Origin of the sequence: Bacillus sp. B1-WWTP-T-0.5-Post-4, from assembly GCF_009183795.1 — a bacterium.
Lineage (GTDB): Bacteria > Bacillota > Bacilli > Bacillales > Bacillaceae_G > Bacillus_A > Bacillus_A cereus.
Genome location: NZ_WEIJ01000004.1, coordinates 399317 through 414682, shown reverse-complemented (window position 1 = coordinate 414682; position 15366 = coordinate 399317). Strand labels below are relative to the sequence as shown.

Below are 15366 nucleotides of genomic sequence, written 5' to 3'. Positions count from 1 at the left end.
ATAGAATAGGGGTGAAGTAATGGCTGTAAATGAAAAGGTAGAATTGGCTACATTTGCTGGAGGGTGCTTCTGGTGTATGGTTTCGCCATTTGAAGAGATGGAAGGGATTATAAAGGTTGTTTCTGGCTATACAGGTGGTCATAAAGAGAATCCAACGTATAAAGAAGTATGTTCAGAAACGACGGGACATTATGAGGCAGTACAAATTACATTTGATGCAAATAAAATGCCGTATGAGGAATTGTTAAATATATATTGGAGACAAATTGATCCGACTGATATTGGTGGACAATTCCACGACCGCGGACAGTCTTATGAAACGGTGATTTTTTATCATAATGAAGAACAACATAAAAAAGCAGAGACCTCAAAAGAAGAGCTTGAGCAGAGTGGACGCTTTTCAAAACCAATTGCGACAAAAATACTACCAGCAGCTACATTTTATCCAGCTGAAGAATATCACCAAGGATACCATAAGAAAAACACATTCCGCTATGAGTTATATCGTAAAGGCTCAGGACGAGATGCTTTTATTAAGCAACATTGGCCAAAGGATAATGCTCATTTAAAAGAAAAACTCAATGAGATGCAGTATTATGTAACACAGGAAAATGGTACAGAACCACCATTTCGAAATGAGTATTGGAACCATAAAGAGGAAGGTCTTTATGTAGACATCGTTTCAGGTGAGCCGTTGTTTACTTCTCTAGATAAATTTGATAGTGGATGTGGATGGCCTAGTTTTACAAAACCAGTGATGTCAGCAAGTGTGAAAGAAAAGATGGATGTGAGTCATAATATGACACGTACAGAAGTGAGAAGTAAAGAAGGAGATTCACATCTTGGGCACGTATTTCCAGATGGTCCAGGACCAAATGGCCTTCGTTACTGTATTAATTCCGCAGCTCTTCGATTTATTCCAAAAGAGGAATTAGAGAAAGAAGGCTATGGCGATTTCCTAATCTTGTTTGGAAATAAAAAATAACCTCGCAGTTAGCGAGGTTATTTTTTTGTTATTTTGTTTTTTTCTTTTTAAATTTGCTTAATACTTCATAAACGATTGGAACAATAAGAAGTGTTAATAACGTTGAACTTGTTAATCCACCAATTACCGTTACGCCAAGTCCTTTAGAAATTAAGCCACTACCTTCAAATCCTAATGCAAGCGGGATAAGAGCACCGATTGTTGCAATTGCAGTCATTAAAATTGGACGAAGGCGTGTTGCACCAGCTTCTAATAAAGCTTCACGTGTTGATAGTCCTTCATTTTCCTTATGAATAACGCGGTCGATAAGCACGATTGCGTTTGTTACAACGATACCGATTAACATAAGCGCACCAATCATTGCAGATACACTTAATGTTTCACCAGAGATTAATAAGGCAACAAGAGCCCCAATAATTGTAAATGGTAGCGAGAATAAAATTGCGAATGGTGCTAGGGCACCACCAAATGTAACGACAAGAACGAAGTATACAATGGCAATCGCAGCTAACATCGCTAGGCCAAGTTGCTTGAATGATTCTTGAATATCTTTAGTAACACCGCCCATAGAAACATCTACACCAGAAGGAAGATCCATTTTATCTACTTCTTTTTGTACTGCAGCAGATGCTTTTGAAACGTCATCAGATGTTAATTTGGCACTAACCTCTGCATAAACACGTCCATCTCGGTGTGTTACTGTATTCGATGTTTCACCTTCTTTTACAGTCATAACATCTTTCACAGCTACTTCATTACCAAGTGGTGTTGTAATTTTTCGATTTGTTAAGTCATCGATTGTTTCATAATTTTGTTTTTCAGCTTCTACATATACATTGATATCTTTACCGTCTTTTTTAATTGTTGTCAGAACAGGGCGATCATGTTGATTAGAAAGTCCCATTCCAATTTGAGCAGCCGTTAAGCCCATTTTACTCAGCTTTTCTTGATCTGCGACTAAAGTGTACTCTGCATATGTTTTTGCAATACTAGAATCTATATCTTTTAAGTCTTTATTTTTCTTCATGATATTTTGAATATCTTTTACGACAGGCTTAATGTCTTCTGAGCTATCTCCATAAACGTATAGTTTAATTTCGTTACTACCGCCACTTGCTCCGAAGTCTTGGTTTTTCCATTTGCCTTTGCCAGACATCTTCTGTAAATCTTTAACGACTTGTTCTTTCTCTTTTTCAAAGTTTTTCGTGTCGTTATCATATTGCACGAAGAACATTGCTTGGTTTGATTGACCAGGACTCATTGGATTCTCTCCACCTAATGAGAACTGAATTGTTTTGACGTCTTTATTATCTTGGAAGTGCTTCTCAGCTTTTGTTGCAATTTTTTCAACGTCTTCTAACGTTTGACCTGGTTCAGGATTATATGTTGCAATAATCATTTTTTCTTCTTCAGAAGGTAAGAAACTTACACCGATAACTGGTACAAGTGCAAGACTACCAACTAATAGAAGGACAGCGATACTTGATGTAATAATTTTGTGATTTAAAGCCCATGCAAGTATGCGTTTATACCCATTTGCTAATTTACTTGGTTTTTCTTCATGATGTACTTCTTTTTCCCTCATGCTCTCTTTCTTAAATAAGGAATGAGCTAGCATCGGTACGATTGTAACTGCTACTAGTAATGATGCTAATAAAGCGAAGACGATAGTTAAGGCGAATGGTAAGAACATTTCACCAATCATACCTTTTACTAGTCCAAGCGGTAAAAATACAGCAATTGTTACAATGGTGGAAGACATAATCGGGATAAACATTTCTTTCGTAGCTTCACGAATTAAATCTTTTCCACGTAATTTCTCTTCTGATAACGACATACGTCGGTAAATATTTTCAATAACAACAATTGAGTCATCGACAACGCGGCCTATAGCAACGGTCATTGCTCCAAGTGTCATAATGTTAAGCGTAATATCCATTTGCTTTATGACTAAAACAGCAATTAATAAAGAAAGTGGTATTGAAACGACAGAAATTAACGTTGTTCGAATATTTCGTAGGAACAGCATAATAATAACAATCGCAAAGATAGCACCGAAAATTGCTTTGCTCAGCATTGTTTCAACTGATTTTTCAATAGGTGCACCTTGGTCGAATGTTGAAATGATCTCTAAATCTTTATATTTTTTCTCAAGATCTTTTACTTTATCTTTTACTGCATTTACAACATCAACTGTATTTGCATCAGAGGCCTTCACAATTTGAATTCCAATTGCTTCTTTTCCATTTGTTCGAGAAATAGATTCTGCTTTCCCAACTTCTTTAATGTCAGCAATTTCGTCTAATGTAACTGTTGGAATCCCGTTCATAGCAGCTGGATTCATTTGCGGCGTTTGTGCACCAGCGCCAGCATTTTGACTACCTTGACCGTTAGGTGAGGAAGGTATAGCTGGGATTTTAAGTTCTTTTAACGCTTTAATCGTTGTAATATTGCCATCTACAACAACTGATTTTTCCGTGTCTTTAAATGTGTATAAGCCAAGTGGTAAAGATACATCCGATCCCTTAATCACATTTTTTACGGTATCTTCACTTAGTCCTAGTTCTTTCATTTTATCTTTCTTGAAGACAAGCTGTACTTCATCTACTTGTTGGCCAGCAATTTGAACAGATGCAACACCATCAAGTCCTTTTAATCCTGGTACAACATTTTTTTCTACATTTTCAGTTAAGGTAGCTAAAGATTCATTCTTACTTGCCACGCTTAACGAAATAACTGGAAAGGCATTGAAGTTTACTCGTGAAACTTTAGGATCTTTAACACCTTCTGGGAGTTTTACATGTGTGAGAGCTTCTTTAATTTCTGTTTCTGCTTTTTCCATATTTTTATCAAAATCGTATTCTACTTGAATAGAAGATGCGTTTTGAAAAGATGATGAACTCACAACGTTAACACCGCTTAAATTTTGTAGTTGTTCTTCCATCGGCTTTGAAACTTTATCAGCTACTTCTTCTGGTGTAGCACCAGGATAGACCGTAGTTACTGTCACAATCGGTGTTGTAATATCAGGGATTGTTTCCAGCTTCATATTGAGTCCAGAGTAGATCCCCGCAATAGTAACAATAATGGTTAGTAGCCAAACTGCGAACTTATTTTTTAACGAGAAATTGATGATTTTGTTCATGTTTGCGCTCCCTTTTTATTATATTGACCAACTGGTCAGTCTAATACATAATATAACTGACCGTTCGGTCAATCGTCAATAAAAAGAGATGGTATAATACATTTATAATAAGATGCGAGATTAAATTTAGGAGAGAAGATATGAAAGAAAAAGAGCGTTTAATTATAGAATCGGCTATGAAGTTATTTGCTACTAAGGGTGTAAATGCGACATCAGTGCAGGAAATTGTGACAGCTAGTGGTATATCTAAGGGAGCTTTTTACTTATATTTTAAATCGAAAGATGAGCTTTTATTAGCGACACTTCGATATTATTATGACAAAATCCAAAAGAAAATGCTGGATATTGAACAAGAGTCTTTATTACCACGTGAAAAATTTGCAAAACAATTACATTGTCAGTTTAATGATATACAAAAGCATAAAGAATTTATTATTATGCATGCGAGAGAAAATGCGATTCCGTTTAATAAAGAAGTAGAAGAATTTATGATGCGGATGAAGTTAGAGTCTCATGCATTTTATCGGAATAGTTTATTGTCCATTTATGGTGAAAAGGTTATGCCATATTTATTGGATTTAGTAATTATGGTAGAAGGCATATGCCGTGGGTATTTAGAATTAATTATTTTACAAGCACCAGAAATTGATTTATCGTATGTAGCTGCTTTTATTTTAAAAAGAGTAGATAATTTAGTAGATGGCTTAGTAGAATCTTCGGAAGAACCTATTTTACATGAAGAAAAGCTTGGAGAATTCCTTTGTAAATCAGAGCTTATTAAGGAACAAGTTAAAGAACATTTTTTAAAAGAGATTATTGTATTTAAGCGCACTTTAGCTGATCAATTAGAGGATGATGAGCTGTTGGTTACATTAGATGTTTTAGAGGCGGAAATACGATTGCTTAATCCAAGAATTCCGGTAATTAGAGGTATGTTAGCAAATTTAGAGGCGTATCCGGAATTAAAAGAATTTCGATTACGCCTTATAGGATACTACAATATAAAAAATTCTTAATAAAAATAAGTAAAAAACTCCTTGTCTACACAAGGAGTTTTTTCTTAAAGACTACTTACTATTTTGAGACCATTCTTCAACATCCCAAACTTTTGTGATCCAATCTTCATAGAAGTCCGGTTCGTGACATACAAGGAGAATTGTTCCTTTATATGCTTTCATAGCCTTCTTAAGTTCCGCTTTTGCTGTAACATCAAGATGGTTTGTCGGCTCATCAAATAATAGCCAGTTACTTTCCTCACCCATTAGCTTACATAAACGAACTTTTGCTTGTTCTCCACCACTTAATTGGCTTAATGGGCGAGAAATATGTTCATTTTTTAATCCGCATTTTGCTAACATCGCACGAATTTGATGCTGGTCTAGGCCAGGGAATGTATTCCATACATCATCAATTGGTGTTATATTATCAGCTTTAACTTCTTGTTCAAAGTATGCAGGCTCTAAGAAGTCACCAAGACTTGTTTTACCGCTTAAAGGTTTAATTTTACCTAAGATTGTTTTTAGCAACGTTGATTTACCAACACCGTTACATCCAACAATAGCAATTTTTTCACCACGTTCAATCGTCATTGATAGCTTTGGTAGTAGCGGATGTGTATATCCGATTTCTACATTTTCACCTTCAAAGACGAAGCGACTACTTGCACGACTTTCTTTAAATGAGAATTCCGGTTTAATTGCTGTTTCCGGACGATCAATAAGCTCCATGCGATCAAGTTGTTTTTGACGACTCTTTGCACGACCTGTCGTTGAATAACGAGCTTTGTTCTTTGCAATGAAGTCTTCTTGCTTTTTGATAAACTCGCGCTGTTTTTCATAAGCGTTTATATGTTGATTTTTATTGATTTCTGCTAGTTCTAGGAATTTTTCATATGTCGCTGTATAGCGTGTCATTTTTGTGAATTCTAGATGGAAAATAACATCAACACATTTGTTCATAAATTCCGTATCATGAGAAATTAATAAGAATGCATGTGGATATTCTTTCAAATAATTTGTTAACCAATGAATATGTTCAACGTCTAAATAGTTAGTAGGTTCATCAAGCAATAACACTTCTGGCTGTTCAAGTAATAGCTTTGCAAGCAATACCTTTGTACGTTGTCCACCACTTAATGCTGAAACATCACGATCTAAACCAATTGCATCAATTCCAAGACCACGTGCAGCCTCTTCAATTTTCATATCTAGTAAGTAGAAACCACCTGCTTCAAGTGCATCTTGTATTTCTGCCATTTGCTCAAGAAGTTCTTCTAGTTCTTCTGGTGTAGCAGTTCCCATTTTTTCTGTAACTTCATTTAAAGCTTTTTCCTTTTCGAATAACGGTAAAAATGCATCCGCTAGTACGTCACGGATTGTACGCCCAGGTGTTAAAACAGTATGCTGATCTAAGTAGCCGTAATGTGTGCCCGGTGTCCATTCTACGCGACCTTGGTCATGAATAAGCTGACCAGTAATGATATTCATGAATGTTGATTTACCAACACCGTTTGCACCAACTAATCCAACGTGCTCACCTGCTAATAATCGCATAGATACATCTTTAAATAATGTACGATCGCCAAATGTATGTCCTAATTTTTCAACTGTTAATAAGCTCATAGTATCCTCCGTCCAACTTGAAATAGTACCTTGAATCATGATACTAAATTCTTTCATATAATGCTATCATTTCAAAATGTATATTTTTTCAAAAGAAGTGTTTGTAAATGTTAGTATATAAAAAAGTTACTTCTCCTACAGAAGTAACTTTTTGGTTATGCCTTTTGTTTAACTTCACTAACTTTCTTTTCAGCTACAATAAAATGCGGTCTACGTTTTGTTTCATAATAAATACGACCGATATATTCACCAATAACACCTAGGAATATGAGTTGAATACCGCCAATAAATAGTATAGCGGAAATGAGAGTAAAGTAACCAGGAACTTCCACACCACCGAGGATGATTTGAACGAACGTAGTGATTACGTATAAAAGTCCTAAAATGGTTGTTAGTAATCCAAGATATATAGATAGACGTAACGGTTTATTATTGAATGAAATTACACCATCAATTCCATAATTTAATAATTTCGAGAAGGTCCATTTACTTTCTCCATCAGAACGTAATACATTTTCATATTCAATGATTAATTCGTTATAACCGATCCAAGAAAATAAGCCCTTTGAAAATCGGTTGTATTCACTTAAAGATAATAAAGAATCTACTGCTCTTCGACTTAAAAGTCTAAAGTCACCAATACCGTCTACTAATTCAATATCTACAAATTTATTCATCACTTTATAGTAAAGACGAGAGACGAAAGAGCGAACGGGTGAATCACCAGTTCTTGTTCTTTTTGCAATGACTTGGTCGTAGCCGTCGTTATATCCTTCTAACAGTTCTTTTATTAACGTAGGAGGGTGTTGTAAGTCAGCATCCATAATAACAATTGCATCGCCTGTAGCATATTTTAAACCAGCTAACATTGCAGCTTCTTTTCCGAAGTTTCGACTAAATGATATGTAGTGTACCGATGAATCTGCACTAGCTAAATCACGTAAAATATTTAAAGTATCATCTTTACTACCATCATTAACAAAAACAAATTCATAATCGGTAGTTAATTTATGAATTTCAAGGGAAGTCTCTGAATAAAAGGCTCGAAGCACCTTTTCTTCATTGTAGCATGGTACAACTATTGAAAGGGTCATGTTTGACACTCCTTGTTTGTAGTGGATTAAAATAATATTTAGATATTATTTTAGGAAGCTATCTAAATAGATAGCTTCATGATTCATTAAGTGCTCATTATTGCTTTTTAAAAGAAAATTTTCGTCGTGCTTTTGGATTTTTGAAAATTAGTAAAGCTATACAGATAATTAGTGAGATGATTGATATAGTCATACCTAATTTGAAGTAAGGTGTAACGTAAGTCATTTCGATTACATGTGAACCTTTTGTAATTGGAACACCGATAAAGGCAGAATTCGCTTTCGTAAATTCTGTTTCTTTCCCATCAATTTTTATAGTCCAGCCTTTACTATATGGGACAGATAAATATAAGAGCCCGTCTTTATTTGATTTGATATCCCCTTTTAAATAATTGTTCTTATAATAAATATTTTCAAGCCTATTTTCAGTTAGTTTTTTTGTTTCTTTTTGTATACTTTCATAGTTTACAATATTTGCTTGCAAGTCACCTAATTCATACTCACCTGCCATATCAATAGAGATAGTTAGGTTTTCTGGACGCTCATTGCCCAAATTGTAAACAAACCTTTCTAACGGATAAGAGTATGCACCAGCATCGTCCCCTTTTCCTATCGTTTTTCCATTAACAGTTGCATTGAATGTGCCTGCATTTTTTAATTTTAATTCTATCAGTAGATCACCAGGTGTATCAGGATAATTGATAGGTACAATCATATTTCCAAAGCCATGAACAATTAGTTTATTTTCTTGTTTTTCCATGTTTTCGAATTTTGTTTTTTCCGTTTTAATAGATACTGCCTTTGATTTAAGGTCTTGTTTATTAAAATGGTTTAATGAAAATTCTTTTGTATTATTAACGACAACAGCATGTAATAATAATTGATCACGCTGAGCGAAGTTTAATTTAGAAAATTCTTCTTCACTTATAGCCGAATCATATACATATCCTAACGGTAAAGCATAGTCATTTTTGTAAATATTATATGGTCCTACTTGCTGTAATAGTTTATATCCATAAGGTACATTCTTTGAATCTGTATCAGCACTTAATACGCGATATTTTATACCTAGCATATTTTCGAGTAGTAGTCGACTATCAGCTTGATAAAACATTGAAGGTGTATCGTACATTTGGAATACGCCATATTTATTTTTCATAAAGTCATGGACATAATAATTAACCAAGCTTTGATACGTACTTACGCCATGATATCCTTGTAGCATTGGTGTGTTATATTCGCTATATGGATTAAGAATACGATAAAAGTCTTTATCATTTTCTTGTATGTAGCGAATTGCAGCAATTTCTTCTTGATTATCATAGCCTGGTTCGTGTAACTTTTCAGTTGAAATCTGGCTCTGTCCGTAAACTGTGCTAAGTATATTATTCGCATACATATAATTCATAGAAATTGTGCTAATGAGTACGTTCAATACAACTAAAAATTGTATGAAAGGTTTAGAAATATAACGCCATAAACATACTGTAATAACAGAAAGAACGACAGTTCCGAGTAAAATGTTATCAACGTCTTGTAAAGGTTTATCAGTTACATTTATATTTGCCTTTCTATAAAATGCATAAATGAATAATCCAATAGACACTAATAAACTTATTAAATAAGGTAATTTGTAGTCTTTCTTATGAATAATCATCCAATCTAGAATGTATGCAATTGTTTGGGTAATTACAAATACAAATAAATAAAACCATCTAGATTGCATTGCTGAAAAACCATTAAACATAGAATATGTATATGGAAGCATAAACAGAATGAACATGAATAACGTAAAGAATACTTTATTCTTAACGAGTTTATCACGTATAAACATTCCAAATACGATTAAGAATAAAATTAAAGCTGGTAAAGCTAATTGATGATTTTCAGCATTATACATGAAGAAAATATTTTCCATTAAATCTTTATAAAATTTATCTTCAAATAATAATGGTATCTCAAACTTTTTTGATAGTCGATCAGCGCTAAATACGGCATTAACTGATGGGAGGAAGCAAACGGCGGCTAAACCGAGTGATAATCCGTACAATAAACCGATTCTAATATAATAAGTTAGAAAAGAGACAATCGTTTTATTTTGTTGTGTCGCAAAGTATTGGAATAATGCATAAATAAATATGAAAATACTTGTGATAAAAGCAAAATAAAAGTTTGATGCTAACATTAAAGTAGCAGCGATTAGGAAAAGGCCGTGCTTCTTTTCAATAATATATTTATCAAGTCCCCATATTACTAATGGTAAAAATACAATGGCATCAGCCATGAAATCCCATAGTAAAGAGTGGCGGATGAAAGTAATACAGCCACCATATATAATAGCAGCAACAAAAGATGAGAATGCTGTTTTATTATGGTAACGTAAAGAACCATACATGAATACCATAGCTAAAAAGTTTTTTAAAATACTCATGTATAATTTCACGTCATATACTTGCTCAAGACTTAGTTTAGGTAGTAACAGTGTAATCCAGAAAAACGGTGATGTGCTGTAATAATAACTAAACTCTCCAAATAAATCTCCACCTAATCCATAATCAAAAGACCAAAAAAGGTTGCCATCTTTAAAGGCATGTTGTAGAAGAAACGTAAAAAAGCCAAATTGACGTAACGCATCCCCTGTACCAGAAAAGGCTTGATTAGATGTTAAAAAGAAATAATGAAAAGCAAAAGCGCACAATAATAATATTGGTATAATTATCATTGTTTTCTTGGAAAAGAATTTATTATTCGGCTTTATGCTCATAAAAATTGATAATCCTCCTTTGAAAGTCGTTACATGTAGCAACTAGTTTTTAGGTAGCATATAAAAACACACCAATTTTTAAAGGTGTGTTCTTTAGTTTTAACATGAGAAAATATATATTTTTGTTGAAGCATATATATTTTTACAAGCGTTGAATTTCATAGTTTATATATAATTTAGTATAAGGCATTTTCAGAAAGTAAGTCAATTTGAGCTGGAATATATAGCATTTTTTTACTGAAGAAAAATGATGGTATATAAAAAAAGCAAAAAGCTTTTCCATTTTTAAATAGGAAAAGCTTTTTGCTTTTAAGCATGTTTGCGAATGAGCTTTTGTTTTATAAACCCTAAAACAAATCCACGTATTTGAGGATCAATTCCAATTCCAATTATACCGTATAGTATACCAGTAAGAGTTAAAGCAATTAGTGGCGGTAAGTTGATTAATGCAATTCGGTATATACCGTAACTAATAATAAAGGCTAAGGAATTAAATATAATTCCTTTAACTAATAATTGCATGCCTTTACGAATAAAGAGGGTAAATCCGATTAATAGTGTAATTTCGGTAAGGATAGCTGCGGCAGCTGCTCCCATCATTCCATATTTACTACCTAATACAATATAACCTATGATGGCAACAACCAATCCAATAGTCATTGTTGTTGCACGTTTCCATTGCTGGCCAATCGTTGTTAAATTATCGGCTAGTGGATAGTTAATTGATTGTAAAATAACCATAAACGCTAAAATAGCAAGAGCGTCACCAGCGGGAGCGTATTTTTCTCCTAATAAACTAACAATCCAGAAACTTGGATCAGCAATAAAGGGGATAGAAATTCCCATTCCTAAAAAAGACATAAGTTTTAGTTCAAAGCTTGATAATTTTCTATGTTCTTCAATATTTTGCTCATTACCAAAAGCAAAAAGCCTTGGATAAAAGGCAGCTGCAATTACTCCAGGTATTTGATATAGTACGGCAGGTATTTTATATGCAGCACCAAAGAATCCAACTTGCTTATATGTTGAAACTTTTTCTAATATAATAGGCCCTAATTGTGGTAAGAGCATAATGATGATTCCATTGATTGTGAAAATAAGTAGTTGATCTAAAATACCTTTATCCCAACCCTTATGTACTTTCGTATAGCGTATTGTCATTATAAAGGCAATAACACCTGTTACAAGACTAGATACCCCGTACATGGCAGCAACCATCATAAGTGACCATTGAAAATACATCCCTAATAATAGGGCAGCAGCAGCTGTTACACCTTGTAGTACAGAAATAATAGCTGTAAATTGCATGCGCTCTGTAACTTGGAAGTAAGCCATACCAACACCTTGTAAGGTTGCTCCGAACATCGTTGGTAGAACAACCCAATATACCATCGCACGTAAGTAAGCGTCGGGATAGAAGAACTGGGCAAAAATAGCGAAAAGTACAGAAATTACGATAGCTAATATTAAACGAATACGCAAATAACTACTTATGAGTACGCTAATATTAGCATCGCTTCTTGTTCCTTCACGCATAAATGTATGTGTTAAACCTGCATCTGTAAAGTAACAAATAACAGCTGAAACAGCTAATGCAGTTGTAAACATACCGTAATCCTCTGGAGAAACATATCGTGCAAAGAGAATTGTTGCAATAGCCAGTACAAAACGGACAGTAATGTTTCCTACAAAGAGGTAGGATGCGTTTTTTAGAATTTTATTTGTTTTCATGAGAAAAGACCTTTCTATTCTTTAGGACCTGGTTAGCTTGTCCTATTTGTAAATTTGATTTGTTCACAGAAAGAGAGAGTATCGTTATATTTTCAGTTTAAGAAAACAGAAATTTAATTCGTACAAACCAAAGCATTGCATATAGTTTTTTACTACGCTTTCCATTCTTTGAATAGATTTTACGGCAATATTTCCTTATATCTTTTTTGATTAATTGAACTTGTGATTTATCTAATCGAGAGTTTTCTTTAATATATATACAAGCGTTATTGATGACTGTATAAGGGAATAAATAAGTCTCAAGAATCTCAATCAGTGACTGAGGGTCTTTTGTAATGAAATCTTGAGATTTATTATGTACCCAATCTTTCATACGATTGAATACTTCTAGCTCTTTTGTCGTTTTTAATTCATAATCTTTATACTTAGAAGAAAGATTTCCTTCTGATAAGATTCTATAATAAGTTAAGTATTCATCGACATAACATACATTTGTCACACTCATAAGTTTAAATAAAAACTCTAAATCTTCGCCCCAACTACATCCTGGTGTAAAACGAATGTTATGATTCATTACGATGGATCGTTTGAAAATCCAAGTACTTGTTTGAGCAACAACTTGATGTGTTAGGAATGCTTTTGCCATATCACCTTTAATAAAGTTTGTTGTATGTTCAACCTTCTCGCCTGTTTCTTCGTAGAAATTCATATAACCACAATAGCACGCGTCCATTTCGTTTTTATGCATACTTTCGACTTGCTTCTCAATTTTAGTTGGATGCCATAAGTCATCACTATCAAGAAAAGCGATATATTCTCCGCTAGCATTTTCGATACCTGTATTACGGGCTACCGAAACACCTTGGTTTTTTTGATGAACGTATTTTACTTGCCCTGGGTATTTTTCAGCAAGGTTTTTCACAATAGAAGGTGATTGATCTTTACTTCCATCATCTACAATTACAATTTCAATGTTTTTATATGTTTGATCTAGTATTGACTGCATCGTTTCTTCAATATATTTTTCCGTGTTATACAGGGGTATGACAACAGAAACAAGTTGCTTTTGTTCCATCATAGAATTTTTATCTCCTCAAGTTTTTTATGTCTTGCATCATATATACAAGCCTTTTGGAAGGAAGAAGATTACAAGAACATCTGTATAAGTTTAACGCATATAAACTTTGTAAATCAACTTTCTATTGTTGTACTTTGTATAAAAAGTATTTATTATAGAACGTATTGTGTTGTAAAAATATAGAAATATATTTTGAAAATTATGTATCTGAAGGGAGAAGATGAGATGTTAGGGCGATTTACTCGCAAATCTAATATAATCCTTTTAGGGATTATTATGATAGTCGGTTTTGCACTTCGTTTTGCAACTTTACAAACACATGGTGCAGATCTATCTATAGCTAGCGATGATATAGGTTATCAAAAAACGGCAAATATTTTATTGGAAACAGGGATGTTAACATATCATGAACCAGATAAACCAACGATTCATATTATGCCGGGTTTTCCAGCTTTATTAGCTGTTGTATTTTATTTTTTTGGAAATGGCAGTGAAGGTCTTTTTGTAGCAAAATTAATTATTATCCTATTAGGGGTACTTAGTATTTTGCTAACTTATAAGATTGGTACTTATTTATTGAATTCTGCTGCAGGATTAATAGGTGCTTTCTTATTAGCTGTGTATCCTCCAGAGATTGTTATGGAAAATTTAACTTTAACAGAAGGGCCGTTTCTATTCCTTTCATTAGGATTAGTATATTGGAGTTTAAAATTAGCTGATACTCATAAAACGAAACATCTTCTGATTGTATTAATTTTCTACTTTTTAGCACTGTACCTCCGTGTACAAATTGCCTTATATCCAATCTTACTATTTGGGTATCTTTTAATGAAACGCTACCCATTCCGTATTATGATGAAGCAAGCGATTATAAGCATAGGAATAGGACTTATCGTACTTGGACCATGGTGGGCTCGCAATTACATTCAATTTGATAAATTTATCCCACTAACTGCTGGGGCAGGGAATCCGTTATTACTTGGAACGTATCAAGGGAAAGGTTACCCAGAAGGTAAGGATATGGGGGAACTTGAAATAGAGTTACATGCAAAATACCCTAATCTTGAAGCACATGAATTTATGGAATTAGAAGAAAAAATAGCGATTGATAAAATGAAGGAATGGTGGAAAACTGATAAGGAATCTATGATAGAGAGTTATTTAGTTTTGAAGCCAGAAATTCTTTGGAAAAAACCGTATTATTCTATAGAACATAATATTGAAGTATTCAATGTTTCTGCAAAGGATATGAATGAAATATATAATTTTATTAAGACGACGTTTTTAATATGTACAGTACTTTCATTTATTTTCCTTTTAAAAAGGTGGAGAGAGACTACATTTTTATGGTCAATCCTTTTATTGCAAACAGCTTTAACATGTTTTTATGTTGCATATGAACGATATGCATTACCGTTAATACCATTCTTATTTATTATAATTGGAGTTGGGACCGTGGCAACTGTTATGAAAATTAGTAAATTATTAATTAGAAAAAAATAGTTTGCAATAAAAAACATCTTAATTTTTTTAAAAAAATTAAGATGTTTTTTTGTATATATTCATATTTGAATGGAAATCTATTTGTTATCAGTTTCAGTTTGTGTTTGTGTTACTTTTAATTTTTGCTTTAATAACGCATAATCTTGCGTTAACGTTACAAGTTGATGATGTAATTTAGAAATTTTTCTTGTTAAGTCAAAAATTAATATGAAACAGAATAATAGTCCAAATAAGAATAAAACAGATGGAGGATATTCTACGTGTAATAGTTGGCCAATCCAATTTATAATTTTTTCAGTAGAACTTAAAATAGCCATTGCAACACAAACAAAAATCCATAAAATAGCATATTTAGTTTCTAAAGCTCCACGACGAATGGAATTAATAATTAATAAAAATAATAATAGAATGAAGATAAATGAAAAGGTAATTATAGGCATTTATT

General features: G+C 33.2%; 10 protein-coding genes and 1 pseudogene. 4 read left to right on the top strand and 7 right to left on the bottom strand.

Going from position 1 to position 15366, the window contains the following annotated elements; all coding sequences use genetic code 11:
- Nucleotides 1-19: 19 nt before the first annotated feature.
- Both msrA and msrB read left to right on the top strand, forming a co-directional pair.
- A pseudogene (gene msrA / locus GBN91_RS29260) lies at nucleotides 20-487 on the top strand (peptide-methionine (S)-S-oxide reductase MsrA); the annotation flags it as partial.
- Between the two features lie 45 nt (nucleotides 488-532).
- The gene (msrB, locus tag GBN91_RS29255) at nucleotides 533-985 is read left to right on the top strand and encodes a peptide-methionine (R)-S-oxide reductase MsrB (protein ID WP_224201069.1); all 453 of its coding nucleotides are present in this window, start codon (nucleotides 533-535) and stop codon (nucleotides 983-985) included.
- A 28-nt stretch (nucleotides 986-1013) separates the two neighbouring features.
- Here msrB and GBN91_RS16245 read toward each other — a convergent pair whose 3' ends face one another.
- Nucleotides 1014-4130 (bottom strand): efflux RND transporter permease subunit, encoded by a 3117-nt coding sequence (locus GBN91_RS16245; RefSeq protein WP_152121774.1) that lies wholly within the window; start codon nucleotides 4128-4130, stop codon nucleotides 1014-1016.
- Between the two features lie 140 nt (nucleotides 4131-4270).
- Here GBN91_RS16245 and GBN91_RS16240 point away from each other — a divergent pair, with 140 nt between their 5' ends.
- Nucleotides 4271-5146, top strand: a complete 876-nt coding sequence (locus GBN91_RS16240) for a TetR/AcrR family transcriptional regulator (RefSeq protein ID WP_000659648.1) — start codon at nucleotides 4271-4273, stop codon at nucleotides 5144-5146.
- A 51-nt stretch (nucleotides 5147-5197) separates the two neighbouring features.
- Here GBN91_RS16240 and GBN91_RS16235 read toward each other — a convergent pair whose 3' ends face one another.
- The 5 genes from GBN91_RS16235 to GBN91_RS16215 form a co-directional block, all read right to left on the bottom strand.
- Nucleotides 5198-6751, bottom strand: a complete 1554-nt coding sequence (locus tag GBN91_RS16235; RefSeq protein ID WP_000055410.1) for an ABC-F family ATP-binding cassette domain-containing protein — start codon at nucleotides 6749-6751, stop codon at nucleotides 5198-5200.
- A 155-nt stretch (nucleotides 6752-6906) separates the two neighbouring features.
- The gene (locus GBN91_RS16230; protein ID WP_000175825.1) at nucleotides 6907-7845 is read right to left on the bottom strand and encodes a glycosyltransferase family 2 protein; all 939 of its coding nucleotides are present in this window, start codon (nucleotides 7843-7845) and stop codon (nucleotides 6907-6909) included.
- 97 nt (nucleotides 7846-7942) lie between these two features.
- On the bottom strand, nucleotides 7943-10609 hold the full coding sequence (locus tag GBN91_RS16225; RefSeq protein ID WP_152121772.1) for a YfhO family protein: 2667 nt from the start codon (nucleotides 10607-10609) through the stop codon (nucleotides 7943-7945).
- A gap of 309 nt (nucleotides 10610-10918) precedes the next feature.
- A complete protein-coding gene (locus GBN91_RS16220; protein ID WP_006919811.1) occupies nucleotides 10919-12340 on the bottom strand; it encodes an oligosaccharide flippase family protein in 1422 nt (473 codons plus the stop codon).
- 97 nt (nucleotides 12341-12437) lie between these two features.
- The gene (locus GBN91_RS16215) at nucleotides 12438-13418 is read right to left on the bottom strand and encodes a glycosyltransferase family 2 protein (RefSeq protein ID WP_000970522.1); all 981 of its coding nucleotides are present in this window, start codon (nucleotides 13416-13418) and stop codon (nucleotides 12438-12440) included.
- Between the two features lie 225 nt (nucleotides 13419-13643).
- Here GBN91_RS16215 and GBN91_RS16210 point away from each other — a divergent pair, with 225 nt between their 5' ends.
- On the top strand, nucleotides 13644-14921 hold the full coding sequence (locus GBN91_RS16210) for a glycosyltransferase family 39 protein (protein ID WP_000901470.1): 1278 nt from the start codon (nucleotides 13644-13646) through the stop codon (nucleotides 14919-14921).
- A 77-nt stretch (nucleotides 14922-14998) separates the two neighbouring features.
- Here GBN91_RS16210 and GBN91_RS16205 read toward each other — a convergent pair whose 3' ends face one another.
- Nucleotides 14999-15361, bottom strand: coding sequence for a DUF2304 domain-containing protein (locus GBN91_RS16205; RefSeq protein WP_006919810.1), 363 nt, complete (start codon nucleotides 15359-15361; stop codon nucleotides 14999-15001).
- Nucleotides 15362-15366: the final 5 nt, after the last annotated feature.